At 50.9% G+C, this 22,715-nt stretch carries 30 protein-coding genes and 3 tRNA genes; 5 read left to right on the top strand and 28 right to left on the bottom strand.

Annotated elements, in window-relative coordinates:
* Window positions 1–186: 186 nt before the first annotated feature.
* The 4 genes from PGX44_RS05470 to PGX44_RS05455 all read right to left on the bottom strand — a co-directional run bounded on the left by PGX44_RS05470 (window position 187) and on the right by PGX44_RS05455 (window position 2,037).
* Window positions 187–387 carry a helix-turn-helix domain-containing protein gene (locus PGX44_RS05470; protein ID WP_498854548.1) on the bottom strand — a complete coding sequence of 67 codons (201 nt, stop codon included), beginning with the start codon at window positions 385–387 and terminating at the stop codon, window positions 187–189.
* Window positions 388–400: 13 nt separating this feature from the next.
* Window positions 401–1,201, bottom strand: a complete 801-nt coding sequence (locus PGX44_RS05465; RefSeq protein WP_498854547.1) for a phage antirepressor KilAC domain-containing protein — start codon at window positions 1,199–1,201, stop codon at window positions 401–403.
* Between the two features lie 226 nt (window positions 1,202–1,427).
* The gene (locus tag PGX44_RS05460; RefSeq protein ID WP_498854546.1) at window positions 1,428–1,751 is read right to left on the bottom strand and encodes a hypothetical protein; all 324 of its coding nucleotides are present in this window, start codon (window positions 1,749–1,751) and stop codon (window positions 1,428–1,430) included.
* Window positions 1,752–1,770: 19 nt separating this feature from the next.
* Window positions 1,771–2,037, bottom strand: coding sequence for a hypothetical protein (locus tag PGX44_RS05455; RefSeq protein ID WP_498854545.1), 267 nt, complete (start codon window positions 2,035–2,037; stop codon window positions 1,771–1,773).
* 61 nt (window positions 2,038–2,098) lie between these two features.
* Between PGX44_RS05455 and PGX44_RS05450 the strand changes: the two genes are divergently transcribed.
* On the top strand, window positions 2,099–2,308 hold the full coding sequence (locus PGX44_RS05450) for a hypothetical protein (RefSeq protein ID WP_498854544.1): 210 nt from the start codon (window positions 2,099–2,101) through the stop codon (window positions 2,306–2,308).
* Here the strand turns inward: PGX44_RS05450 and PGX44_RS05445 are convergent.
* Together PGX44_RS05445 and PGX44_RS05440 are read right to left on the bottom strand one after the other, a co-directional pair.
* On the bottom strand, window positions 2,298–2,522 hold the full coding sequence (locus tag PGX44_RS05445) for a hypothetical protein (RefSeq protein ID WP_498854543.1): 225 nt from the start codon (window positions 2,520–2,522) through the stop codon (window positions 2,298–2,300). The genes PGX44_RS05450 and PGX44_RS05445 overlap by 11 nt on opposite strands.
* Entirely contained in the window at window positions 2,519–2,761 is a 243-nt protein-coding gene (locus tag PGX44_RS05440; RefSeq protein WP_498854542.1) for a helix-turn-helix transcriptional regulator, read from the bottom strand. The genes PGX44_RS05445 and PGX44_RS05440 overlap by 4 nt, the downstream gene beginning before the upstream one ends.
* A gap of 188 nt (window positions 2,762–2,949) precedes the next feature.
* On the opposite strand from PGX44_RS05440, the gene PGX44_RS05435 reads away from it, so the two are divergent.
* The 4 genes from PGX44_RS05435 to PGX44_RS05420 all read left to right on the top strand — a co-directional run bounded on the left by PGX44_RS05435 (window position 2,950) and on the right by PGX44_RS05420 (window position 5,927).
* Window positions 2,950–3,318: a helix-turn-helix domain-containing protein gene (locus PGX44_RS05435; protein ID WP_498854541.1), complete on the top strand. Its 369-nt coding sequence runs from the start codon at window positions 2,950–2,952 to the stop codon at window positions 3,316–3,318.
* A gap of 1 nt (window position 3,319) precedes the next feature.
* On the top strand, window positions 3,320–3,580 hold the full coding sequence (locus tag PGX44_RS05430; RefSeq protein ID WP_498854540.1) for a hypothetical protein: 261 nt from the start codon (window positions 3,320–3,322) through the stop codon (window positions 3,578–3,580).
* Window positions 3,581–3,596: 16 nt separating this feature from the next.
* The gene (locus PGX44_RS05425; protein ID WP_498854539.1) at window positions 3,597–4,754 is read left to right on the top strand and encodes a site-specific integrase; all 1,158 of its coding nucleotides are present in this window, start codon (window positions 3,597–3,599) and stop codon (window positions 4,752–4,754) included.
* Window positions 4,755–5,171: 417 nt separating this feature from the next.
* On the top strand, window positions 5,172–5,927 hold the full coding sequence (locus tag PGX44_RS05420; RefSeq protein WP_498854538.1) for a type I 3-dehydroquinate dehydratase: 756 nt from the start codon (window positions 5,172–5,174) through the stop codon (window positions 5,925–5,927).
* Between the two features lie 67 nt (window positions 5,928–5,994).
* Here the strand turns inward: PGX44_RS05420 and htpX are convergent, their stop codons facing one another.
* The 22 genes from htpX to PGX44_RS05310 all read right to left on the bottom strand — a co-directional run bounded on the left by htpX (window position 5,995) and on the right by PGX44_RS05310 (window position 22,715).
* The gene (htpX, locus tag PGX44_RS05415; RefSeq protein WP_498854537.1) at window positions 5,995–6,846 is read right to left on the bottom strand and encodes a zinc metalloprotease HtpX; all 852 of its coding nucleotides are present in this window, start codon (window positions 6,844–6,846) and stop codon (window positions 5,995–5,997) included.
* A 107-nt stretch (window positions 6,847–6,953) separates the two neighbouring features.
* The gene (locus PGX44_RS05410; protein WP_186502731.1) at window positions 6,954–7,502 is read right to left on the bottom strand and encodes a hypothetical protein; all 549 of its coding nucleotides are present in this window, start codon (window positions 7,500–7,502) and stop codon (window positions 6,954–6,956) included.
* Window positions 7,503–7,516: 14 nt separating this feature from the next.
* Complete coding sequence (locus PGX44_RS05405) at window positions 7,517–8,143, bottom strand: site-2 protease family protein (RefSeq protein ID WP_186502732.1); 627 nt, start codon at window positions 8,141–8,143, stop codon at window positions 7,517–7,519.
* Between the two features lie 167 nt (window positions 8,144–8,310).
* Window positions 8,311–9,723 (bottom strand): decarboxylating NADP(+)-dependent phosphogluconate dehydrogenase, encoded by a 1,413-nt coding sequence (gene gnd / locus PGX44_RS05400; RefSeq protein WP_498854536.1) that lies wholly within the window; start codon window positions 9,721–9,723, stop codon window positions 8,311–8,313.
* Between the two features lie 33 nt (window positions 9,724–9,756).
* Window positions 9,757–11,298 (bottom strand): gluconokinase, encoded by a 1,542-nt coding sequence (locus tag PGX44_RS05395; protein ID WP_498854535.1) that lies wholly within the window; start codon window positions 11,296–11,298, stop codon window positions 9,757–9,759.
* A gap of 28 nt (window positions 11,299–11,326) precedes the next feature.
* Window positions 11,327–12,241 (bottom strand): dihydroorotate dehydrogenase, encoded by a 915-nt coding sequence (locus PGX44_RS05390; protein ID WP_498854534.1) that lies wholly within the window; start codon window positions 12,239–12,241, stop codon window positions 11,327–11,329.
* Entirely contained in the window at window positions 12,242–13,003 is a 762-nt protein-coding gene (locus PGX44_RS05385; RefSeq protein ID WP_498854533.1) for a dihydroorotate dehydrogenase electron transfer subunit, read from the bottom strand. It lies immediately after the preceding gene.
* Window positions 13,004–13,167: 164 nt separating this feature from the next.
* Window positions 13,168–14,619 carry an alanine/glycine:cation symporter family protein gene (locus tag PGX44_RS05380; RefSeq protein ID WP_222433581.1) on the bottom strand — a complete coding sequence of 484 codons (1,452 nt, stop codon included), beginning with the start codon at window positions 14,617–14,619 and terminating at the stop codon, window positions 13,168–13,170.
* Window positions 14,620–15,110: 491 nt separating this feature from the next.
* Window positions 15,111–15,187: transfer RNA gene (locus tag PGX44_RS05375), tRNA-Arg, on the bottom strand.
* A 13-nt stretch (window positions 15,188–15,200) separates the two neighbouring features.
* Window positions 15,201–15,274, bottom strand: a tRNA-Gly gene (locus PGX44_RS05370).
* 7 nt (window positions 15,275–15,281) lie between these two features.
* Window positions 15,282–15,358, bottom strand: a tRNA-Pro gene (locus PGX44_RS05365).
* A gap of 94 nt (window positions 15,359–15,452) precedes the next feature.
* Window positions 15,453–15,947, bottom strand: a complete 495-nt coding sequence (locus PGX44_RS05360) for a metallophosphoesterase family protein (RefSeq protein WP_498854532.1) — start codon at window positions 15,945–15,947, stop codon at window positions 15,453–15,455.
* Window positions 15,940–16,536: an XTP/dITP diphosphatase gene (locus tag PGX44_RS05355; RefSeq protein ID WP_498854531.1), complete on the bottom strand. Its 597-nt coding sequence runs from the start codon at window positions 16,534–16,536 to the stop codon at window positions 15,940–15,942. The genes PGX44_RS05360 and PGX44_RS05355 overlap by 8 nt, the downstream gene beginning before the upstream one ends.
* Window positions 16,537–16,546: 10 nt before the next feature.
* Window positions 16,547–17,206, bottom strand: a complete 660-nt coding sequence (locus PGX44_RS05350; RefSeq protein ID WP_186502739.1) for a coenzyme F420-0:L-glutamate ligase — start codon at window positions 17,204–17,206, stop codon at window positions 16,547–16,549.
* A 17-nt stretch (window positions 17,207–17,223) separates the two neighbouring features.
* Complete coding sequence (locus PGX44_RS05345; RefSeq protein WP_186502740.1) at window positions 17,224–17,766, bottom strand: hypothetical protein; 543 nt, start codon at window positions 17,764–17,766, stop codon at window positions 17,224–17,226.
* A gap of 55 nt (window positions 17,767–17,821) precedes the next feature.
* Window positions 17,822–18,244: an acyl-CoA thioesterase gene (locus tag PGX44_RS05340; protein ID WP_498854530.1), complete on the bottom strand. Its 423-nt coding sequence runs from the start codon at window positions 18,242–18,244 to the stop codon at window positions 17,822–17,824.
* Between the two features lie 130 nt (window positions 18,245–18,374).
* Window positions 18,375–18,719 carry a YkvA family protein gene (locus PGX44_RS05335; RefSeq protein ID WP_186502742.1) on the bottom strand — a complete coding sequence of 115 codons (345 nt, stop codon included), beginning with the start codon at window positions 18,717–18,719 and terminating at the stop codon, window positions 18,375–18,377.
* Window positions 18,720–18,734: 15 nt separating this feature from the next.
* Complete coding sequence (locus tag PGX44_RS05330; RefSeq protein ID WP_498854529.1) at window positions 18,735–19,685, bottom strand: hypothetical protein; 951 nt, start codon at window positions 19,683–19,685, stop codon at window positions 18,735–18,737.
* 61 nt (window positions 19,686–19,746) lie between these two features.
* Window positions 19,747–20,499 (bottom strand): SDR family NAD(P)-dependent oxidoreductase, encoded by a 753-nt coding sequence (locus tag PGX44_RS05325; RefSeq protein WP_498854550.1) that lies wholly within the window; start codon window positions 20,497–20,499, stop codon window positions 19,747–19,749.
* A 19-nt stretch (window positions 20,500–20,518) separates the two neighbouring features.
* Window positions 20,519–21,070 (bottom strand): TSUP family transporter, encoded by a 552-nt coding sequence (locus PGX44_RS05320; protein ID WP_498854528.1) that lies wholly within the window; start codon window positions 21,068–21,070, stop codon window positions 20,519–20,521.
* 16 nt (window positions 21,071–21,086) lie between these two features.
* Window positions 21,087–21,287 carry a TSUP family transporter gene (locus PGX44_RS05315; RefSeq protein WP_498854527.1) on the bottom strand — a complete coding sequence of 67 codons (201 nt, stop codon included), beginning with the start codon at window positions 21,285–21,287 and terminating at the stop codon, window positions 21,087–21,089.
* Between the two features lie 78 nt (window positions 21,288–21,365).
* Window positions 21,366–22,715, bottom strand: coding sequence for a divergent polysaccharide deacetylase family protein (locus PGX44_RS05310; protein ID WP_498854526.1), 1,350 nt, complete (start codon window positions 22,713–22,715; stop codon window positions 21,366–21,368).

Raw genomic sequence — 22,715 nt, 5'->3', positions numbered from 1 at the left:
CCCGCCGAGGAACAAGCATCCGGCTATAGCGGTATCCGCTTCATCCTGCAGGGAAACGACTTCCTGCCAGGCCCGTTCACTGATGTCGGGCTCTATTGGCTTGTGTACGTCCGGCCGATGCCGGGAATTGATCCACGGCTCAGGCTGTGGTAAATCATTCTTATTCATACCGTTTCCTCCTTCTCCTTATTCCGGAATAGGTAATTCATTTTGCTCAGCTATCCATTGATCCATCGCTTTATCACTGAACAAAACACGGCGCCCGATTTTCATGGACGGGATTTCCTTCCGCCGTGCCATGCGGTACACCATGTACCGCGAGAACATCGGCTTACCATCCGGCCCCGTGAAGTATCTTTTGATGACATCATCTACACAGAGAATCATGGTATCCGCCTCCTTATACTGCCTCTTCGTCGTCCTGCTCAATCATCGGCAGGACTTTTTTGCCTTTCAGGAATTCATACAGGAAGAGCCGACCTTTTTGTGTCCATTCCGTTTGCATCTTGGTGTCGGGACGCCCGTCGGAATGGTAGAAGTCGAACGTCTTGCTGTGCGTGTAACCTTTCGCCTGATACTTGGCGTACAGGAACCACTGCTTACCGATGCGGTAAATGACCCCATAGCCATGCAAGAGGCGGTTAAATGCCGCCGCACTCATGCCGTAATCCTTGGCAATCGCGGTGATGGGGACCGTGCCTTTACTGGCAAGGATGCGGTCTGTGTAATCGGCTTTCGGTTTCAGTTCGCCGATAACCTGTTTTGCACTGGCCGCTTCCAGTTCGGCGTGTTTCCGTGCTTCTCGTTCGACTTTCAGCTCCGTCGCCAGTTTGATGAGCGTGTCTGGATTCAGCAGGGCTTCTTCTATCTTTTCCGGCGTCATGTATGCACCGTGCCGGCGGATAGCCGGAAGTACTTCATCTGCCAGCACAGCCTGGAACTTCTGGGCCACTTCATTGCTGGCCTTAAAGCCCAGCCGGTAAACCATGTTTTCAGGGAGATAATCATCTTTCCCAACATGTTGGGAAAATCCGAATCCGCGAAGGTATCCATTTACGGTTTCCCATCTGACGTATTCAACACCATTCTTTTCTTGTGTGAATCCAAATCCTCGTGCCACGTCTTCGGCATTCAGATAGGCCGTCCCCGTTTCCCTGTCCAGGTATCCGCGGACGTTGTTGATATTCAAAACTTCATTCATATTTAGTCCCTCCTTGTAGTAAAAGCTGACTTAATTACATTTCGTATCTCCCGCCATGCTATAATGGTCAGGGAGGGAGGTGATTATCATGCCAAATCGTGTAGATTCAATTTATTGTGGATATTGCCCACAAATCTCATCAATGCGAACAATAAAAATCCGTTTTGCTGAAATGTCTTTCATCGGAAAACCATCTACTGAATACAAGAAAATACTTTTTGACTGTTCAGATGCCGAGGTGTGTCAGCACCTCGACGAATACGTTCTTGAAGAAGTTCCTGAAGTATGCCTTGGTTTTCTCATTGGAATTCTTCAGGAATTTTTTATATGGGAACTCCATAGGCTTCAGCGAGCCATATACCCCCGGTGTCAAATCTACGCCTGTCTCATCCATAAGTACCTTCATGGCATGTTCGTAATGGGTTGGAATCCCGTTAGAATCCCGGCAGTCATATTTACAAAACAGGCACCCGATAAACGGATTATCATTAAAAATGCACCCCTGTAACAGTCTAGCAATGCAATGTGCCTCACGTTTATTTAGTTCCATTTATACGGCCTCCTTGTCTTTAATACGCCAAAGCCTCTTCTTCTCGTTCTTCCACTTCTTCAGTCCATTTGAGGACTGTTTTATAAGATTTTGATGCGCCTTCTGATAATGCGATAAGGTCATCAATCGCATACACGTAACCGAGAGCAAGTCCTAATGCATACTTAGCATCAAGTTGGTCATACTTGCTTTTGTGGTTATGCTTAGAAATTCGTTGCAGGGTAATTGCTTGTAACCAGCGCTTCTGCGGGTTAACTTTTGCCACTTCGAGTTCTTCGTTTGTCATTTTTCCTCCTTTTTTGTCTCTCCCATCCATGCTATACTTATGCTGAAGGGAGGTGATTATCATGAAACATATTTATGCTTGCCTTTGTGGTGAATGGCATGATTTGACCATAGAAGAGTCAGCTTCTATTGGTGGGAATTATGCCAATCCTAATACTTGGTGGGAAGAAGAAGGGAAAGATTTGTTTGATTACAACTACATAAACATTAACTATAAAGATCAAACATACCGAATCCATCCTTCGTTCATCCAGGTTGTTACTAAGGCATAAGTTCCAACTTTAATTCATTTTTCACGGATTCAAGGTCAGCAAGCTTTGTCTTGTTGGCCTTGCTTTCGTATAGCCTGTTAATCGTGTTGCAAATTTTAATCCAACGGTAACGAGGCATGCCGTCAACCAGTTTTAAGACCATGTCTATCTGGTCACTTATAGTACTATCGTTATGATTCGGAATTTCATTTCTTAAAATCTCATTCTTATTCATACGCCTGCTCCTTTCTTACTTTGCTCAGTATCTTCTAAAGATACTTCATTGGTAAAAAAAATGTCCTCAATACTTTTTCCCAAGATAGCAGAGACTTTTTTCGCATCATCAAGAGAAAATTTTGTGTTCCCGTTCTCCTTTTTGCTATATGCGCTTTTGGTCTCTAACCCCAGTGCCTCGGCCATCTCTTCACACGTTAAGCCTTGTTCTTTGCGAAGCGCTCTTAATTGTTCAAACATCAAATCACCACCTTTCTAATGTTTCCTTTCAGGATACCTATAGTATATCACTAGTTGAGTATCTTGTAAAGATACAAATAAAATAAAATTTCCAGTTAGGAAACTATTATTGAGTATCTAAAATGGAAACTATATAATTTATATAGAATCGTTTTCGGATACTTTTATAAAAGGCTGGTGAATGATTTATGAATAGAGTAAAAGAATTACGTAAGCAAAGAAATATGACGCAAGAAGAATTAGGCAAAGTATTGGATATACAAAAAGCAGCTATATCAAAATATGAAAATGGCCGTGCTGAGCCAAGCACGGATGTATTAAAGAAGATGTCTGCTTTATTCGGCGTCTCCATCGACTACCTGCTCGGAAACTCACCATACCCCTCCCCGGAATCCGGCGGCTACTACACCGACCCGGACGTCGCCCAGATTACCGAAGAGCTGCGGACCGACCCCGATAAGCGCATTCTCTTCGACGCCACCAAGGACCTCAGCAAGGACGATATAAATACCGTTTTGAAGATCATCGAAGGACTCAAGGCACGAGAAAAAGAATAACATGAATATCATACTTATCTATCAGAAACTGCCCTATCACGTCAGGGCACTGACACGCGAAAATGAGGACGGCAGTTATACCATCCTCATCAACAAGAACATCAGTCTGGAACTCCAGAAGGACGCGGTTCTCCATGAGCTGATTCATATACATGGTAACGATTTCAGTCGGGATATCCAGGCGGATTTGCTGGAAAAACTGCTCCATGCACAACAACTGGCGCCGGATCTGAACGACTTGGAATTCTTTGTAGCTGGATAAATCGAGGTGATTCTATATGGCTACTATCCGGAAGCACGGTAAAAACTGGGAGGCTACGGCGTATCTTGGCTACGATGATTTGGGCCGTCAACGGAAACGGACCAAAACACTGCCTGGCTCATTGAGCAAAACAGCTGCTTTACGGGAAGCCATGGCCTTTGAACGGAAACTTCTAAAATCAGGAGTCCTGGCCACGAATGAACAGACGGTTTCCGATGTTATCCAATATTGGTGGAACAATTACGGATGCCAGCAGTCACCCACGACACAGGAACGGAATAAACAGCTCATTGCCAGAATCAACGGTCTGATTGGCCATATCAGAGCCAATAAACTCAAGCCGAAACATATTCATCTTTTCATAAAAGCATTACAGGCCCCCAATGCCAGAGCGGATGGCAAAGGTCCCTATTCCAGCCGGACGATTGCGATGCATTTTAAATTGGTATCAACTATCCTGAATAAAGCGGTCCGCTGGGAACTCATCGATGAAAACCCATGCCAGCGTGTCGATGCCCCGAAGCAGCGGACAAAGCCTCAGCCAATCCTGCAGGAAAAAGATTTGTCCCACTTCCTGTATTTACTGCTGACGGAAGCTCCTTTGAAATACCAGGCCTTTTTTATGCTGGCATTTACAGACGGCCTGCGCCGGTCCGAGATATGCGGTCTGGATGAAGAAAACATTGATTTTGAAAAAGGTACGTTGCGTATCGCTGTAACCGGTGTTTTCGTGGATGGTAAGGTAATCTATCGGGATGAGACAAAAACGGCGTCAAGCGCGCAGATCATGTATATCGCTCCTATGACGCTGGACATTCTGAAGCGATATAATGCAGAGCGGATTCAAAAAGAGCAATATTTCGGGATGCCGCATTGTACGAAGCTCTTCACTAACGTGGACGGAGCCCCTATCCTGCCATCTACATTTACACACTGGCTCCATGCGTTTCTTGATAAGCACGGTCTACCAAAAGTCAATACGCAGGGATTCCGTAAGATGGCCGTGACCTATGCGATGCAAAAGGTCAACCTGAAGGAAGCGTCCCAGTTCGCCCGTCACTCCAATATCGATACGACGGCTAAATATTATGCTGAAGTGCTGCAGTCCCGTATCGCTACGCCGACCATGTATCTCAATTCTCTGGTCGAGGATGCTGTCAAAAATAAGTCATAATCTGCCGCTTATTTTGCCGCTTATCTGTGTAAAAATGGATGGAGCTGCCTGCTATCCAAAATAGCAGAAATCAGCAAAAAAGCGCACAGTATCAACGATGGTATAACTTGTGAATATTGGCATTCCGTGGGCTCCGGAACCGGGTGCGAAGGTTCGAATCCTTCTAGGCGCACCACATATACGCAGTGTCACCACAGGTGATGCTGCGTATTTTTTTATCCTTCCCGGCACTACGGCGACAGTATATATAATAGTATTATAAGAAAAGGAAATTTTCGCTTTTCTACTTTGTTCCCAGCCCGGCAAAAAAGAATGCACAGTCGTCCATCTTGTGATAGACTATAACTGATACGCAAGGCAGGCTGCATCGTTACGACCTGCCTCCTACGCAAGCATCTGATTGGAGGTACAGTTTTTATGTCTAATTTAGCCAATATCCGTCTCAATAGAAAAAAGCCCCTCGTCTGCGTCCCCTGCGAAGGTGAAACCGTAGGCGATATTTGTTACCGCTGCCAGCAGATCATGGAAGAACCACATGACCTGATCGAATTTAATGCCGGCAAATTCAACGGCATGCCCAATTTATCCCAGCTCTGGAATGCCCTGCTCATGATCGCCCAGGTCACAAAGGAAGAACCCTTTATCTTCACGTGCCATATAAAGGATTTGCCCGAATATTACCAGACCGAACGGGACTACCGCGACATTCTCACCTTCGGTATCCGCAGCGGCCTGGCAGACATCATCGAAATGGATGAACACACCGATCTGGACACCCTCGCTGACCTGGCCGAACAGTGCAACGACACCGGCCTTATTCCCCTCATTGCGATTCATTTCGCTACGGCCCCGACGGCAGCTGCCGTGACAGAACGGCTCACGTCCCTGAGTGATCTGGAAACCCTGAACTTCCGCATCACCTTCCCGGCAGCTACGGCAGACGATATCCATACGGTTCAAGAAGGCGTACGCGATTTTCTCAGCGATAACTACGAATACAAGGTCGTCATCAATCCGACCGGTCCTGTAGCCAAAGCAGAACTGCTAGCAGGCAACACCTTCGACTCGCCGATTCTCTACACGGAAATTCACGGCGGCACAGATGACCTGCCGTCGAGCCAGGAAATAACAGCGATCCTAAAAGAAAAAGGCATGGCCGTCAAAAAAGACTAAAGACAAAGAAAAGCACGTTCATCCCGGAAAATACTTCCATGATGAGCGTGCTTTTATGTTTGACCTGTTACCCGTGCAGTTCACGATCCAGTTCCTGTAACCGTTCGATCCGCTTTTCTGTAGGCGGGTGAGTGCTGAAGAGGTTCATGAGGCCGGAGCTGATTCCTGCAAAGGGATTGATGATGCACATGTGCGCGTTGGTCTTCGTCGCGCCCGGTAAGACACGGTAATGGGCGTAGTTGTCAATTTTGGCGAGAGCCCGGGCCAGTGCCAGGGGATCATCGATCATGCGGCCCCCTTCTTCATCGGCCATGTATTCCCGCGTACGGCTGACACCCATCTGGATAATCGTCGCCGCCAAAGGGGCTACGATGATCGTCACCAACAGGCCGATGATACCGCCGTTGTCGTCATCGTCACCGCGGCCAAAGATAGCCGACCACTGGGCGATATTGGCAATCCAGGCAATGACGCTGGCAAAGGTCGCCACGATGGTGCTGATGAGAATATCCCGGTGCAACACATGGGACATTTCATGTGCTAAGACACCGCGGATTTCATCTTCGTCGAGCATATCCAGGATCCCTTCTGTCGCACAAACGGCTGCATGGGACGGGCTGCGGCCTGTAGCAAAGGCGTTGGGCACTTCCGTCGGCATGATATAGACCCGCGGCATAGGCAGGTCGGCCCGTTTGGCCAAATCGGCTACGATATGATAGAGCCTGTGTTCAGGTCCTACAGGCTGGCAATGGTAGGCCCGCAAGACCATGGAGTCACTGAACCAGTACGAGAAGAAGTTCATGCCAATTGCTAAAATAAGCATCATGGTCATGCCACGCGTACCGCCAAAGGCCCGGCCGATAAGCATCATCAAGACTGCCAACAAGGTCATCAAGAAAACGGTTTTTAAACGATTCATACAACCTCTCCTCTATTCCAAAAACATAATCAAAAGTCAAAAGGTAAAATATTGACTATCTACATTATAGCAAAACCTGGCATAATGTCAACTGATAGGACAGTAACCTATGCTTTTAAGACATGATTATTATAGCGCCGCAAGGTAACGGTGTAGTATCCATCTGCATCTTTCCGGCCATTAAAGCTGGTAACGATAGTCACGTCGTTCTGGACCCATGTGATTTCGTCATCACTCTGGCTATAGGGGAAATCTTCCATATTGGAGTAAATCGTCGCAGCCAGGCGGTCGTACATTTTACGGGCTATTTTGCGGTCGTTGCTCTTGAAATAGTTTTCAAAGGCAATGGTCTTGCCCTGAGGCGTACCGTTAGCCGTCGTAATAGACAGGCCTTCGATGATCGTCGCCTTACCGTCTGTCGTCGTCCGTTCAGCCTTTTCTGACGTGCCATCGCTGGCGTAGAACGTCCAGTCCGGCAAGACAGCAAAGTTGCGGGCAAAATCAGCTTTCGGCATGGCCAGATAGACCGTATTATAGGCTGTCAGGGGATGCTCACTGACTTCATCAACAGACATATTGTAATCAAAGGCTCCGGCTGCAGCCGGCACTAAAGACAAGGCCAGCACAGCCGCAGCTGCATAGTGTTTCCATTGCATATAAAGGAACCTCCTTACAGAATGATGGCCTGGAGGATGACATAAAACAGGCCGTAGATAAAGCGTCCCAGCGGTACGAGGATGTAGCTGAATACAGGCGTAGCCATGAGGACGATGAGGATTAAAAAGGTATACCGTTCCAGCTGGGCCAGCTTGTACGACCATTCGTAAGGCAAAAAGACCGTAAGCAAATGGGAGCCGTCCAAGGGCGGCAGCGGGATGAGGTTGAAAATACCAAAGTTAATGTTGTAGAGAACGATGAGATTGAGGACCAGAATGAGTCCTTGTGTACCTACATTCAGGCGGTACAGGACCAGCTCCAGCGCCAAGGCCGCAAAGGCAAGGATAAAGTTGGCCAGCGGGCCAGCCAGGGAAACGCAAATTTCACCGGTACGCCAGTTGCGGAAATTCGAGCTGTTGATCATGACCGGTTTAGCCCAGCCAAAGCGGGCGATGAGGAGCATGATCAGACCGAGCGGGTCAATATGAGCTACCGGATTCAGGGTCAGCCGGCCCATCATCCGCGGCGTATTATCCCCCATCTTATCGGCAATGAGGGCGTGGGCATATTCGTGAATGACCAGGGCCATGAGGAGACCGGGAATACCGGCTACCATTTCAAGCAGGTTAAAACCAAACATATCATACCTCCTATGTATAGGCACTGCAATTTCTTTGAGTTTTTGGCATGTGTAAACAAAGTGCCTATTCTTATCATAACAGAAAGGCCCCGTGTGGTAAAGTGTCCTGTTCTCAGGAAAAACAAAACTGCCACCCAAAGGGGCAGCAGTTTTTAGAGCATCTATCCTTATTTTTCGTAGTGTTCGTGCCAGTTGTGATGGAACGTGCCATCTTCATCGACGCGCTTGAACGTGTGGGCGCCGAAGTAATCGCGCAGGGCCTGAATGAGATTGGCTCCGACGCATTCGCTGCGGTACGCATCGAGGTATGCCAGGGCGTTAGAAAAGGCCGGAATCGGCGTACCTACCTGGACGGCCAGGCTGATGATGCGGCGCAGGCTGGCCTGGTTCGCATTGATCTTTTCCAGGAAGAACGGCGCAAAGATGAGGTTTTCCAAAGCCGGATCGGCTTCATAGGCTTCGGTAATTTTGTTGAGGAATTCTGCCTGAATGATGCAGCCGGCCCGGAAGATGGAAGCGATCTTGCCATAATCCAAGTGCCAGTCGTATGTGTCGGACGCACTGCGATAAAGGGAGAAGCCCTGGGCGTACGCAACGATCTTGCCCAAATAGAGACTCTGCCGTACGGCTTCGACGAATTCAGGATTGTGCAAGTCCTGGCCGGCCGGAGCCGTAATAACTGCCTGTGCTTTTTTGCGGGCTGGCGCGTTCGACGAAACGCGGGCGTTGCAGGCTGCCGTAATGAGGGAAATGTCGACGCCCTGGCGCATAGCTTCGATGCTCGTCCAGCGGCCCGTCCCCTTCTGTCCGGCAGCGTCGACAATCTTATCGAGCACCTGGCCGCCAGCCGGGTCGTCTTCGGCAAAGATGTCCGCAGCAATACCGATGAGGTAGCTGTGCAGTTCGCCCTGATTCCATTCATGGAAGATTTGGGAAATTTCAGCATTCGTATAGCCGCCTGTATATTTAAGGAGCAAATACGTTTCGGCAATGAGCTGCATGTCAGCGTATTCAATGCCGTTGTGTACCATTTTTACGTAATGTCCTGCCCCATCGGAGCCGATATATGTGCAGCACGGTTTACCATCGCCGGCCTTAGCGGCAATGGCTTCGTAAATCGGCTGGATTTCGGCGTACGTAGCTGCATTGCCGCCAGGCATAATGGATGGGCCGCGGCGGGCACCGGTTTCGCCGCCGGAAATACCCATGCCGTAAAAATGAAGACCATGGTCTTTGCAATAGTCATAACGGCGGCGCGTATCGCCAAAGTACGAGTTGCCCCCGTCGATGATGATATCCCCTGCTTCGAGAATAGGAATAAGCTGGTCGATCATGCTGTCTACAGGCTTGCCGGCCATGATCATGAACATGATCTTGCGCGGCCGCTTGAGGGAGCTGACGAATTCCTTCAGATCGTAGTAGCCCGTAATATTTTCATGGGGCCGTTCTTGAACGAATTTTTCCGTCAGGTCCGGCGTATAGTTATATACGCTTACCTTAAATCCGTGGTCTGCCATGTTGAGAGCCAGGTTGCTTCCCATGACGGCCATGCCAACGACACCGATATCTTGAGTAGCCATAATAAATACTTCCCCCTTCAACCGTTTCCGGTCTTATATTTTCTTCTGGTATGCCGTAATTTCGGCAAATTCATCTTGCAGTTTATTATACAGGCGGGCAAAAATGCCAAAGAGCTGTTCGTACGTAGCCACATTTTCTTCAATCGGCGCATAGAGCTTCTTCGCTTTGACCAGGTTTGCCGTATCGGCAATGCTCTGCATCTTGCCTTGGGAAATAAAGCCCAGGACAGCGGCACCGTAGGCCGCACCTTCACTGTTATCCGGCAGGGTCAGGGTCTTATTGAAGACGTCTGCCAGAATCTGGAGCCACAAATGGGATTTCGTAAAGCTGCCGCTCACGCGGATATCCTTGATGTCGCCAAATTCCTGTAAGGCCAGGAGAACGCTGTTTAAGCTGTAGCAGACACCTTCCATGACGGCGCGGATAATATGGGAACGGCTGTGGTTGAGCGAGAGGCCAAAGAACATGCCCCGCAGTTCGGAATTCCAGTACGGTGCCCGTTCGCCTGTAAAGCAAGGCAAGCAAATGAGGCCGTCGGCGCCGGCATCGATGTGTTCGGCCTTCATGGTCATGAGATCGTACGGATCGATGTCCAGATCCTCCAGTTTGCTGCCGCCATAATGGCAAATCTTGTCACGAACCCAGCGCAGGATCATGCCTCCGTTGTTGATGGCCCCGCCGGCAACCCACATATCATCTGTCAGGTTATAGCACCACGTACGCATGTTGGGATCTGTCTTTGGCTGGCGCGTGAGCATGCGCAAAGCACCGCTCGTGCCGATAGTAGCGCTGAGCTGGCCCGGCTGGACAGCACCGATGCCGACGTTGACGAGGACGCCGTCGGTGGCGCCAATGACGATAGGCAGACCTGCAGGCAAGTGCATGGCAGCCGCAGCAGATGCCGATAAAGGATGGCTGTACGTCGTCGAAACGACAGGCGGCATATAGGAAATATCAATACCGGCATAGGCCAGAATATCTTCATCCCAGGCCAGGGTCTGTTCGTTGTACATGCCGCTCGTGCTGGCCGTCGATTTATCAATGACCCACTGATCGGTCATTTTGTAAAACATGTAGTCTTTGATAGAGCCGACAAATTTCATCTGTTTGAAAAGGTCCGGCTGGTGGCGGTGGAGCCAAATGATCTTTGTGAAGGGATAGCTGGCGTGGATCGGGCAGCCCGTCCGTTCGTAGAAGGAACGGCACAGGTCAGGATCCTTTTTCATTTCCTTGACAATATCCACGCTGCGGCTGTCAGCCCAGGTCTGCATGTCCATGAGCGGTTCCTTGTCGGCGTTGAGGCCGGCAAAGCTGTGCATGACCGTACTCAGGGCGACACCGCACAGTTCTTTATTTTTATAGCGCAGCTGATCTGCCGTCTGGCGGATAACCTGCTCTACCGATTCATAAATTTGCAAAGGGTTTTCTTCGGCCCAGTCCGGATGGGGCGTAAGGAGGGGGTAAAAGGCTTCGGCCGAGCAGACATTCGTGCCATCAGCCGTATAGGCAATAGCCCGCACGCCCGTAGTGCCTACGTCTACACCAATCCATACTTCCTGGTTTGCTGATTCCATACTCATAAGTAGCTCATCCTTTCTTCTCTTAGCAGCGCAGCTGGCCTACGAGGTCGCTGATCTGTTTGATTCCCTTTTCTTCGCAGTACTGATCCATGCCGCGGGCAATATCGACGACAGCTGCAGGGTTGACGAAGTTGTACGCCCCTACGGCAACGGCACTGGCACCGGCCAGCATGAATTCGATTGCATCCTGCCACGTTGCGATGCCACCGAGACCGAGGATAGGAATCTGTACAGCCTGGGCTGTCTGCCAGACCATGCGCAGCGCTACAGGTTTTACAGCCGGGCCGGAGAGGCCGCCTGTAATATTGCCCAAAAGGGGCTGCCACGTCTGGATATCGATGGCCATGCCCGTAATCGTATTGATCAGGGATACAGCATCGGCGCCAGCCGCTTCGACGGCTTTGGCCATGACCGTAATGTCCGTTACGTTGGGCGATAATTTCACGATAACCGGTTTATGCGTGTGCGTCTTTACCTGTTCTGTAACGGCAGCGGCCGCTTTGGGATCCGTACCGAAGACGATGCCACCTTCTTTGACGTTCGGGCAGGAAATGTTGACTTCCAGGGCCGCCACGCCATCTACGTCGAGACCTGCTGCCATAGCGCCGTATTCTTCTGCCGTACCAGCCGAAATATTGACGATCAGCGGTGCGCCACAAAAACCGGCCTTAGGCAGGATATCCCGTTTAAAAGCGTCCAAACCGGGATTTTCCAGGCCAATGCAGTTGAGCATGCCTGCCGGCGTTTCGGCAACGCGCACGCCCGGATTGCCCGGACGCGGTAAGGGCGTAATGCCCTTAGAAATAATGGCGCCTACGTGACGGAGGTCCAGGAAATCTTCGTATTCCAGGCCAAAGCCAAAAGTACCGGACGCACCCATGACGGGGGTCGCCATGGGAATACCGGCAAAGGTAATGGCCATACGTTCTTTATTCATTTAAAAAACCTCCTTGGCGGGAAATACGGGACCGTCGGCACAGACCTTGTAGCGTTTGCCGCTGAGCTTACTGGCAAAGGTACAGCCCAGGCAGACACCGATACCGCAGGCCATGCGCTTTTCCATGGATACTTCGCAGGCTATGCCGGCACTCTCGGCCGCTTGTGCTACGGTCTGCATCATAATTGTCGGTCCGCACACGGAAACGCGGTCGAGCCGGTGTGCAGCAGCAATCTGGGGAATGGCAGCGGCGGCATAGCCTTTAATGCCCCGGGAGCCATCATCTGTAGCAATATATACCTGTTCTGCATAGGGGGCAAAGAAATCTGCCCAGAAGGTTTCTTCTGCTGTTCTTCCGGCTACGAGGACGACCGGTTTTTCCGGCAGTGTCTTGGCCAGGAAAATGAGCGGTGCCAAGCCGATACCGCCACCGACGACAAGAACCTTGCCCGGCGTCGTCGTGAAGGTACCGTCACCGAGGGGCCCTTCGGCATTGATGCAGTCACCGGCACGGAGGCGTTGAAATTCTGCCGTACCGGCACCGACAATACGGTAAATAATCGTCACTGCGCCACTTGCCGCGTCGGCGTCGACAATGCCAAAGGGACGGCGCAAGAAGGTCGTGCCGCCGTCGTAATGGACGTTGACAAACTGGCCCGGTTTCGCCTGAGCCGCCATTTTCGGTGCCCGGAAAACCATCTTCCACACAGCAGGAATAATCGCTGTATTTTCGAGTATTTCTGCCTGTTCTACATATTTCATGGATATATTCCTCCCATTTATAAAAAGCGTACACGCTTTACTTCTAGTCTATTGTACCATATCAGAACGAGAATTTATATGAGAATCCCCGTCCGGGCCATCGTAAAAAAAGGGATTGCCAGGCGGCAATCCCTTTCTCATTATGCATGGTGTGGCAGGCCCTGTTATGCTTCTTCTTTCTTCACTGCATTCGGATCCGTCCAGATGCCCAAGCGGGATACGCAGGCAGCAGCCGAAGCGTCCCACTTACCATCCTTCAAATGCTGCTTGTAGTCGTCGACGAGGAGTTTTACCTTGCCGCTCAAGAGGAAGATGACGATGAGGTTACAAATGACGCATGTGCCATAGAAGAAGTCGAATGTCGACCACAGCGTCTTAGCAGCGCCGATAGCACCAACGATAGCCCAGGCACAGCCTACAGCGTAATAAATTTTAATCCAAATACCTTCAACGCCGAGAGCGTTCAAGCAGATGCCGCCGTAGTAAACGTTGACGACGCACGTCGTAAAGGCGAAGAAAGCGATGATGATCGAAACGAAGATAGCCGCTGCAGTTTCACTGCCAAAGGCAGCGGCAAAGCCGGCTGTCGTCAAAGCGGCACCGGAAGCACCGGAGTTCCAGAGGCCGGACGTCATGACGACCATAGCCGTCATGGTGCAGACGACGATCGTATCGAAGAATACTTCGAAAATGCCCCAGAGACCCTGTTTTACCGGGTGGTTTACAGATGAGGACGAATGAACCAGCGGTGCTGTACCTGTACCGGCTTCGTTCGAATAAATACCGCGGGCCAGGCCCCAGCGGACTGCCAGCATAACCGTGCCGCCGGCAAAGCCGCCTTCAGCAGCAGCGCCTGTAAAAGCATCCTTGAAGATCAAGGCAAAGGCATGGGGAATCATGTCGATGTTGACGATAATAACGAAGAGACCACCGATGATGTAGATAATAGCCATGAAAGGAACGACGAGATTCGCGAAATTCGATACGCTCTTCAAGCCGCCCAGGAGTACAGCTGCCATGAGGACGGCAACGGTAATACCGACAATGTACGGATTGACGGCAAAGGCCGTGTTGATAGCGTTGGAAATTTCTGCCGCCTGAATGGACGGGGCAAACATCATGCCGGCTGCCATCGTAACAGCCCAGATGACGGAGAGCCAGCGCCAGTTTTTACCCAGGCCGTGTTTGACATACCACGGGAAACCGCCGTGCCATACGCCGGTTACCGGGTCTTTTTCACGATAGGCCAGGCCGAGGGTTACTTCGGAGAACTTAACGATCAAACCGAGCATAGCAATGAACCACATCCAGAAGACAGCACCAGGACCGCCTGTAGCAATGGCGACAGAAACGCCGGCAATGTTGCCAACGCCCAGTGTCGAAGCCAAGGCCGTACAGGCCGCTTTGAACGGATTGATGTTGCCGTCACCAGACCCTTTGTCAAAGATTTTGCCAAAGGTGTTCTTCATGACGTGACCAAAATAGGCAAACTGGAAGAAACCGAGTCGGGCAGACAGGAATACGGCGACGAATGATGTACCGATTAATAAGGGCCAACCCCAAACGAAGTCGGCGTATGCCATCATACCCTTAGCAATTAAACCAAAAAACTCCATACTTACACACCCCCAAAAATAAATGTACTTCCATGATACTATATGAATACCATATACAGATACGGGTGTATGAAGTTAGTGCCACGTACAGCCGTATCCTTGAAGCCTGTGTGCATGTAGACAAGCATACCTCTTACTAGCTCGTCTTGCCTTACTATACGGTTCGTCTCTCCCCTTTGATTAATAATAAGAATGACTTAGACGAATGATAAACATACTATAGCACACTTTACCGTCACTTGTAAATATAGACCGTTATATTTTCTAAATTATTTATGGATTTCAATAAGTCGCTTAAATTTCTTAAAGATTATACGTTTTACTAAATGCGGAAAAATAGATTGTTTTTATGTAATTTCTTCGTTTTTCCTCCATTTTTAAACATATAGTTATGATTTTTATTTATAATTATTGTTTTTCCTTATAGACACAAAAAAAGAACTGCCGGCCCTGATATTCTATCAAGGTAAGCAGTTCGCATATAGTCATATTGGTGACCCAGTAGGGATTCGAACCCTAGACCCACAGCTTAGAAGGCTGTTGCTCTATCCAGCTGAGCTACTGAGTCACTACAAAAAAAATGGAGCGGGTGATGGGAATCGAACCCACGTAACCAGCTTGGAAGGCTGACGCTCTACCATTGAGCTACACCCGCATGTTGATGGTCGGAGCAGCAGGATTCGAACCTGCGACCCCCTGGTCCCAAGCCAGGTGCGCTACCAAACTGCGCTATGCCCCGTCAACATAGAGTATTATACCTGTTCCATAAGTGTTTGTCAAACACTTTGTGCTTCAATTCTTTTGTAAATTTACCAAAAATTAGCTGATTTTTTTCAAATTTCCTTAAAAATGATGTTACATACCGTGCCATTTGTAATTTCACAGACAGCATAGGTACCGCGCTTGTTATCCCGTGGCAAGGCAATGCTGCCGGGATTGACCAGGGTAATCCCCTGCTCCTCTTCCAGGAAGCGGCGATGGGAATGACCGAAGACGACGAGAGATGCGCCGGCCGTCCGGCCTAATTCCAACAGCTTTTTCATACGCCGTTCGCCATACCATTGGTGCCCGTGAATGACAGCAATGCGCACACCCTGCCAGGTGACGACGCGCCGTTCCGGTGCATCGGAGTCACTCCAGAGATCGTTATTGCCTAAGACGGAAAAGACGGGCACATCTGTATATAGTGCCAGGTCATCGCCATCGCGGCTGTAATCGCCGGCGTGAATCCAGGCGCCTACGTGCGGTTCGGCATCGGCCATTTTTTCCAAAGCACCAAAGCGGCCATGGCTGTCACTGACGAGACCCAAGTACTGCGTATCACTCATGGTCCATCAGCTCCAACAGTTTTTTTAGCGCCTGGCCGCGGTGGCTGATCTGGTTCTTTTCGTCCAGGCTGATTTCTGCCATGGTCTTGCCAAACTGAGGCAGGTAAAAGAGCGGATCGTAGCCAAAGCCGCCGTCACCGGCGTAGAAATCGCGGATCAGTCCGGGGCACGTGCCTTCAGCTGTCAGTTCCCGGCCATCTGGCCAGGCCAGGACGAGAACACACGCATAGTAAGCCGTACGCTGTTCCGGAGGAAAGGCGCTGAGCTCGGCGACGAGCTTTTGATTGTTCTTTTCGTCGTCACATTCCGGACCAGCATAGCGGGCCGAATAGACACCGGGCCGGCCCTTCAGGGCATCGGCAATGATGCCCGAGTCGTCAGCCAGGCAGGGTTTACCGGTGGCTTTCATATAATAGTGCGCTTTCAGGCGCGCATTTTCCGCAAAGGTCGTCCCCGTTTCTTCCGGTTCCGCAATATCCGGCAGGAGATCGTGTACGGACACGACATCATAGCCTAAAGGCGCCAAAGCGCTTTTGAATTCTCTGATTTTACCGGCATTGTGTGTCGCCAGCACGATCGTGTCTTTCATAATATGCTCCTTATTTCTTGTTTTCCCGGGCAACGGCAGCGTAATTCTTGATGACAACAATCGGCGTCTTCTGGGAGGCGTTGCCAAAGGGGTTGTCAATGAGGATACGGGCGATTTCTGACGGGTTGAGGCCACGGGAGTGACCGAGAACGGCAGACCGTTTGAGGTCGTTTACATCGGCTACGCAGGCGCCATAGCAGCCCATGCGCTTCTTGATGGCTTCGGCAACGCCATCGGGATCTTCCGGGCCATAGACAATGCACTTATCGAAGGGCGGCATCGTACCCGTAACGTCATCCGTGAGGGAGGCCTGGCGGCAGAGCTTGTACCAAACGCCGTTTTTACCGATCAATTTGGCCAAGAAACCGATGATAAAGCAAAAGAGCATCTTCCATTCGCCTTCGAGTTCCATGGCAGCCTGCATGCCATAGAGACTGGCCATACTGCCTTCACCGGGAACGAAGCGGCGCATGAGGCGGCACTGCCATGACGGTGTCAATTCTTCCGGGCGCGTGTAGCGGCGCTGCGTAATGGCAACGACACTTTCAGCAGAGCAGACGATATCGTCCGGGCCGACAATGTCCTTTGCATATTCTTCAATGACATCAACGATGTCATCTTTATCCGTGAGTATTCTCGTTTTTACAGGTACTAATTCTAATTCTGCCATATCTACTATCCTTCCTCCTATGCCTGTTCCAATGCGCGTTTGACTTCTGCCGCTTTAAGGGTAATGCGTGCTTTATGCAGATACCATTCACTGCGGGAAACGGCCTGATAAATCAAATCGATGGCCATATCGGGGAATGTCTTCAGGTCTTCGCGGATGTTGCCACTTTTGCTGACCAGTTCGATAGTCACGCGGATGCGGCCTGTTTCACCAGGATTGATGATAACCGATTCCCAGTAGCCGTCATCCCGTTCTGCTGCTTTGTTGGCCAGCTGCGAGCGGACGACGACCTTGTCGTACTGTTCCTGCGGCAGCAGTGTGCGGGGGAAGAAATCCATAATGGTGCCCAGCTGTTTGCCGGCATTCTTAAACGGTACTTCTGTTTCGAAAACGGCCTTATCCTGGCTCATCATTTTCAGCGTAAAGGGATCACGGCGACGGGCTTCAATGACGAAGCGGGCATCACCCTGGTGCCAGGCGAACAGCCGGAACAGGAGGTACAATACGGCAACGATGCCGATGACGGCAATAACTACATTCAGCAAGAGGTATAAAATCACGACTCAGGACTCCTTTATTGTATAAAATAGGCAATTTGACAGAAACAGTGCCTGCTTATTGCGCTGCTTGGTCTTTTTCGTACAGCGCCAGCAGTTTGGCATACGGTTCCGGTCCCAGACGGGCGACCTTTCCCGTAGCTTTGTGGGTAAAAACGTTTTGCGTTTCTCCTGTAGCCAGGAGATGGCCGTCAGACTGGCACACAATGCGGTAGCCATAGACCATTTGGGCCCGCGAGAGCTTCGTCAGGCGTGCCTGGATTTCTATGACGTCGTCAAAGTAAATATTATCGATGTATTCGCAGCTCACGTGCTTGATGGGGAACAGGATTCCTTCATCCATAAGCTCAAATAGATCAACGCCGGCTTCGCGCAGGTACGCACAGCGGGCACATTCAAACCAACGGATATGATTGGCATGATGGGCATTTCCCATCATATCCGTTTCACTAAAACGGACACGTTCCGTAACGGTAACCATATATGCATCTGCTCCTATCTGTACTTGACATACCCTGTTATTTTACGCTGTCAGGGCCAGTTTGTCAAAACGTTTATTTCCTGGCAATACGAAAAAAACCTCCCCGCAGCAAGGCGAAGAGGTCTCTTTCTTACCAATCACATTTGGCAAAGGGAATAACGTGGCGGACCTTTTCGAGATGCTCGGGCTTGATATAAGCACCGGCAAATTTCAAGGCAGCCGCAATGACAGCTGCGTCGTCGAGCCAGCCGACGGCAGGGAAAATATCCGGTACGATATCAAAGGGCAAAATAACATAGCCCAAGGCACCCATGAGGACCAGTTTGACCGCTTTGGGCGTATCTGTGTCGCGCAGGCAATAGTAAATGGCCAAGAGGCGCGGGACAAAGTGGATCTTGCCCTTCGTACGGCGCAAGAATTCCACAAAGCGGAAGGGAGTGTAAAAACGAGCGAAAAATGTAATCATCTTCCACATAGTAAACACCTTCAATTATTTGTTGTCCAAGGAATTCTTCGCATCTTCTACAGCAGCCTTAGCCGATTCGGCAATGGACGGTTCGCCTGCCGTTTCCGGTTCTTCTGTTGCAGGAGCTTCTGTTTCCGGTGTTGCCGTTACGTCAGCCGTGACGTCAGCTGTTGCTTCTTTGGCAGCCTTTTCAATCGCTGCATCGGCTTCTTCCGTTTCTTTGGCTACGGCGTCAGCAGCTGCCTGGGCTTCCTGTTCGGCTTCCAGATCATCGACTGTATTGCGGCGGCGTACTGTGTTGACGACAACCTTGCTTTTTTCTTTAACCGTATCAAACGTATCCTTTGCCGTATCCTTAGCCGTACTGCCCCAGCGTTTCATGAAATCAACCGTTTCATCGCCAAGGGGAACGTTCTTCAGAGGGTTTTCTTTCAACTTATCGACCTGATCGCGGGCTCTGTCTTTCCATTCGGCCATCATATCGATGTACGGACCCATGTCGGTCGGCATGCCGTCTTTCATCCAGCGCTGTGTCACGCGGCCTAAGCTGTACGTAATGGCTACGGCTACCGGTACCTGAACGGCGCTGAAGGGAATGAGCGTCGTCAGGATGTTGCCGGCCATGCGGCTGCCCATGGCGCCGAGGAAGGCAATGACGGCCCGTTCAGATAATTTGACATTGTAGACGCGGGCAATACGGCTGACGAGATATACTTCATTAGCCATGAGGGCAATCGTACCGACGAGGGGGGCAATGACGATTGCACCGGCACGGGCAGCAGCCCAGCGGCAATATGTTTCCACCTGTAAATCCTGGTCAGCCGTCGATTTTTCGATCGATTCAATGACTTCCAAGGACGCCGTCGGTTCTACCGGCGCATGTGCTGCTTTTTCTGCCTTCATAGCAGCCAATTCTTCGCGCAGGGCATTTACTTCTTCTTGCAGAGCCTGTACTCTATCCATTTCTTCTGTCATATAAACCACCCCATCTTATAATATAATAAAAACAAGTTGTTAATATTATTTTCCCATTTTTTTACCAGCTTGTCAAACCTCCATCGACAGGAATTGCCGTACCCGTCATATACGACGCGTCCGTACTAAGGAGAAAGGCAATTACCCGGGCCACTTCGTCGGCTTCAGCCAGGCGGTACATGGGATATTGGGCACGCAGGCTGTCTTCTGTCAGTTCCGGGTCGGCTGCCATTTGCTTAGCCAGGAGAGGCGTCTTCACGTCGCCGGGACAGACCGTATTGACACGCACGTTGTGCGGTGCCATTTCGAGGGCCAGGGAGCGGCCGAAGGAAACGACAGCCCCCTTGGTTGCCCCATAGACAGAGCAGGCAATGTTACCCTGCAGGCCTGCATCGCTGCTCACGAGGACCATGCTCCCGTGCGTACGCTTCAGCGCCGTCAGCGCAGCCTGGCATAAGTAAATCGTGCCGTAAACGTTGACGCGGAACATATCTTCCAGACTTTCGGGCGTCACATTTTCTAAGAGCTCCTCAGCATAATAACCGGCCGACGTGACGACGCCGTCGAGATGGCCGAAAATCGCCAGGGTCTGGTCGACCAGATTGGCACAGTCCCCGGGGTTGCTCACGTCACCACTAATAAAGCTGCACGGCCAGGCCGGGCCGCCTAAGGCTTCAAGAGCTGCTTCGCCGCGCTGGGCCGAACGGCCATTGATGACCACACTGGCACCTCGTTCCAGGAGCAGCTGTGCCGTAGCCAGGCCGATGCCGGACGTACCGCCGCTAATCAAATACACTTTATCTTCCCACGTCATAGGTTTCACTGTAATCACCTCAAATAACACCGATATATTCCAAGAGAAATTTGCCAATGAGGACCGTCGTGACGGCCATCATGACGAAACGTACAAACCCGCTGCCGTGGCGGATGGCCATGCGGGAGCCAAAGAAGGCACCCAGGAAAATACCCAGGGCCATGACCAGGCCGTACACGTATAAGACCTTGCCAGAAATGATAAAGAGAATAAAGGCCGTAATATTGCTCACCAAATTGAGGATTTTTGCATTGCCCGCGGCGACGACAAAATCAAAGCCCAGCATGGCAAAGGCAATGATCAGGAAGGTTCCCGTACCGGGACCGATGAAGCCGTCGTAAAGACCGATGACCAAGGCAAAGGCCGCGCCCTGACAAAAGGTCTTCTTCGTCATGCCGGTATAGCTGCTGTGCTGTCCCAGGCCGCGGCGCGTAAAGACAAATGCCGCAGCGGCAATAAGCGAAAGGATGACTAAGGGCTGCAGCGTTTCTGCTGACAAATGGAGCATGAAGAGGCAGCCTATAATAGCGCCGGCTAAGGTAAACGGCATGAGGCGGTATAACAGGTGCATATCCACCTTGCCGGCCTTAAAAAAACTGGTAGGAACTGACTGCTGCGCCAAAGGTAGCAGCAAACTTATTCGTACCGATGGCATAATGCGGCGGTATCTGCAGGGCCAGCAAAACGGGCAAGGCAATGAGGCCGCCACCGCCGGCAATAGAATCGATAAAACCGGACAAAAAACCACCGCCCAGAACGAGCAGCAAAATGTCCCAAGAAAAACTCAAAATATAGTCACGCCTTTCTTTTGTTTTTTAGCAAAAGCAAGGCCTCCGGCCCATACGGCGGAGGCTGCCTGCTCGCGTTTATTCCATAAGGCTCGTGGCAAAAACCAAATCGATGCCTTCGTTGTGGAGCTCATCTACCATTTCACTAATGGCCTGGGCCGTATTGGCCCGGCAATGACCGATGACGATGGCACTACCGTTAGACTGGGCAATGCGGGCTGCCTGGCGCAAACGGCTCTTAACCGCTTCTACGCTGGCATCGTTATCGATAAAGAGATTGTTGCGGCTCGTTTCCACTCCGTTAGAACGTGCCGTCTGTTCGCCTACAGACGAGCTGATGGTACGGCTGTCCAAGTAGGCCAGGCCACGGCTGCGCATGACCTGCATAATATCACTCATGACCCGCTGATCAGACGTAGCCAAAGACCCTTGATGGTTGTTCATACCAATCGCATGGGGCACCTGGTCGAGGATTTCATTGGCCGTGGCCTTGATTTTGCTGTCGCTCATATCCGTGCCGATGTATACCGCTTCGGACGAGGCAGTCCCCTGGGGCTGCATGGGCATGTGTACGAAGATCTGCCGGCCCGCGCCATAGCCGCTGTTGGCACTGTCTGCCGTATGGGATTTATAGGGCATGACGGCGTAGGTCAGGGGAACGGGAATATTGTTCAAATCCTGAAGGACGCTCATGTTGCTGCCACAGTCATCAATGACGATGGCCAAACGGCCTTTGACCTCAGCCGGTGCGGACGACGCATTGCCTTCCTTTTTCTCCTCTGAGGGCGGGCTCTGGCCGCTGACCTTGCCGACGGCTTTCTTAATCTTTTGGGCCAGACTGGGCGCTGCTCCTGGCGCCGTCACGTACAGGCGTACTGTGACCAGGTAGACCTGTTCCTTATCTAGCATATCGAAGAGAGCAATATCATATTCAGTAACGGCCTGGCCATCGAGGGTTTTACCTGTGACCTGATAGAGAACGGCCTTACCCTGGCTTTTCGCCAATTCCTTTTCCAGGCTTTCCCGGGAAAAAGCTTCCTTCGGTGTCACTTCGAGCTGTTTTGTCGTCCAGAGAATCTTGCCACCTGTACTGCGCCGCGGCTCTTCCCGTTTTTGCGTGTCGATTTCCGTTACGTCTGCATCCTGTGCCTCAAGCCACGCCGTCACAGCATCCTGTATTTCCGTAGCGGCATCCGTATAGTCTGCATCATTGCCCTTTTCCCGGACTGTATCGAGATGCTGCAGCTTCGTATCGTCTGGTGCCGTACTCGGCCGGCCTTGGAAATACCACCACGCACCGGCGGCAATACAAAGTAACAGGAGTGTCGCAAAAAAGGCTTTCAGCCAGGCCGGACGGCCACTACGGCCGGAACGCCGCGGTGAGCCGGTACTCCTGCGGGGCGTACGGGCTGGTCGTTTGCGTTGCAT

Origin of the sequence: Caecibacter sp. AF58-12pH5A (genome assembly GCF_027681725.1) — a bacterium.
GTDB classification, from domain to species: Bacteria; Bacillota; Negativicutes; order Veillonellales; family Megasphaeraceae; genus Megasphaera; species Megasphaera hominis.
The sequence above is the reverse complement of the archived record's forward strand: the minus strand, read 5'-3'. Positions and strand labels throughout refer to the sequence as shown.

Excerpts from the sequence above, each read along its gene's own strand:
- PGX44_RS05430 (WP_498854540.1), top strand. The coding sequence starts at position 3,320 with ATGAATATCATACTTATCTATCAGAAACTGCCCTATCACGTCAGGGCA.
- PGX44_RS05420 (WP_498854538.1), top strand. The coding sequence starts at position 5,172 with ATGTCTAATTTAGCCAATATCCGTCTCAATAGAAAAAAGCCCCTCGTC.
- PGX44_RS05360 (WP_498854532.1), bottom strand. The coding sequence starts at position 15,947 with ATGAGTGATACGCAGTACTTGGGTCTCGTCAGTGACAGCCATGGCCGC.
- PGX44_RS05385 (WP_498854533.1), bottom strand. The coding sequence starts at position 13,003 with ATGAAATATGTAGAACAGGCAGAAATACTCGAAAATACAGCGATTATT.
- PGX44_RS05395 (WP_498854535.1), bottom strand. The coding sequence starts at position 11,298 with ATGGAATCAGCAAACCAGGAAGTATGGATTGGTGTAGACGTAGGCACT.
- PGX44_RS05435 (WP_498854541.1), top strand. The coding sequence starts at position 2,950 with ATGAATAGAGTAAAAGAATTACGTAAGCAAAGAAATATGACGCAAGAA.
- PGX44_RS05335 (WP_186502742.1), bottom strand. The coding sequence starts at position 18,719 with ATGTGGAAGATGATTACATTTTTCGCTCGTTTTTACACTCCCTTCCGC.
- PGX44_RS05410 (WP_186502731.1), bottom strand. The coding sequence starts at position 7,502 with ATGCAATGGAAACACTATGCAGCTGCGGCTGTGCTGGCCTTGTCTTTA.
- PGX44_RS05310 (WP_498854526.1), bottom strand. The coding sequence starts at position 22,715 with ATGCAACGCAAACGACCAGCCCGTACGCCCCGCAGGAGTACCGGCTCA.
- PGX44_RS05330 (WP_498854529.1), bottom strand. The coding sequence starts at position 19,685 with ATGACAGAAGAAATGGATAGAGTACAGGCTCTGCAAGAAGAAGTAAAT.
- PGX44_RS05405 (WP_186502732.1), bottom strand. The coding sequence starts at position 8,143 with ATGTTTGGTTTTAACCTGCTTGAAATGGTAGCCGGTATTCCCGGTCTC.
- PGX44_RS05450 (WP_498854544.1), top strand. The coding sequence starts at position 2,099 with ATGAAACATATTTATGCTTGCCTTTGTGGTGAATGGCATGATTTGACC.
- PGX44_RS05440 (WP_498854542.1), bottom strand. The coding sequence starts at position 2,761 with ATGTTTGAACAATTAAGAGCGCTTCGCAAAGAACAAGGCTTAACGTGT.
- PGX44_RS05340 (WP_498854530.1), bottom strand. The coding sequence starts at position 18,244 with ATGGTTACCGTTACGGAACGTGTCCGTTTTAGTGAAACGGATATGATG.
- PGX44_RS05390 (WP_498854534.1), bottom strand. The coding sequence starts at position 12,241 with ATGAATAAAGAACGTATGGCCATTACCTTTGCCGGTATTCCCATGGCG.
- PGX44_RS05350 (WP_186502739.1), bottom strand. The coding sequence starts at position 17,206 with ATGGCAGAATTAGAATTAGTACCTGTAAAAACGAGAATACTCACGGAT.
- PGX44_RS05325 (WP_498854550.1), bottom strand. The coding sequence starts at position 20,499 with ATGACGTGGGAAGATAAAGTGTATTTGATTAGCGGCGGTACGTCCGGC.
- PGX44_RS05380 (WP_222433581.1), bottom strand. The coding sequence starts at position 14,619 with ATGGAGTTTTTTGGTTTAATTGCTAAGGGTATGATGGCATACGCCGAC.
- PGX44_RS05460 (WP_498854546.1), bottom strand. The coding sequence starts at position 1,751 with ATGGAACTAAATAAACGTGAGGCACATTGCATTGCTAGACTGTTACAG.
- PGX44_RS05470 (WP_498854548.1), bottom strand. The coding sequence starts at position 387 with ATGATTCTCTGTGTAGATGATGTCATCAAAAGATACTTCACGGGGCCG.
- PGX44_RS05465 (WP_498854547.1), bottom strand. The coding sequence starts at position 1,201 with ATGAATGAAGTTTTGAATATCAACAACGTCCGCGGATACCTGGACAGG.
- htpX (WP_498854537.1), bottom strand. The coding sequence starts at position 6,846 with ATGAATCGTTTAAAAACCGTTTTCTTGATGACCTTGTTGGCAGTCTTG.
- PGX44_RS05425 (WP_498854539.1), top strand. The coding sequence starts at position 3,597 with ATGGCTACTATCCGGAAGCACGGTAAAAACTGGGAGGCTACGGCGTAT.
- PGX44_RS05455 (WP_498854545.1), bottom strand. The coding sequence starts at position 2,037 with ATGACAAACGAAGAACTCGAAGTGGCAAAAGTTAACCCGCAGAAGCGC.
- PGX44_RS05355 (WP_498854531.1), bottom strand. The coding sequence starts at position 16,536 with ATGAAAGACACGATCGTGCTGGCGACACACAATGCCGGTAAAATCAGA.
- PGX44_RS05320 (WP_498854528.1), bottom strand. The coding sequence starts at position 21,070 with ATGCACCTGTTATACCGCCTCATGCCGTTTACCTTAGCCGGCGCTATT.
- gnd (WP_498854536.1), bottom strand. The coding sequence starts at position 9,723 with ATGGCTACTCAAGATATCGGTGTCGTTGGCATGGCCGTCATGGGAAGC.
- PGX44_RS05445 (WP_498854543.1), bottom strand. The coding sequence starts at position 2,522 with ATGAATAAGAATGAGATTTTAAGAAATGAAATTCCGAATCATAACGAT.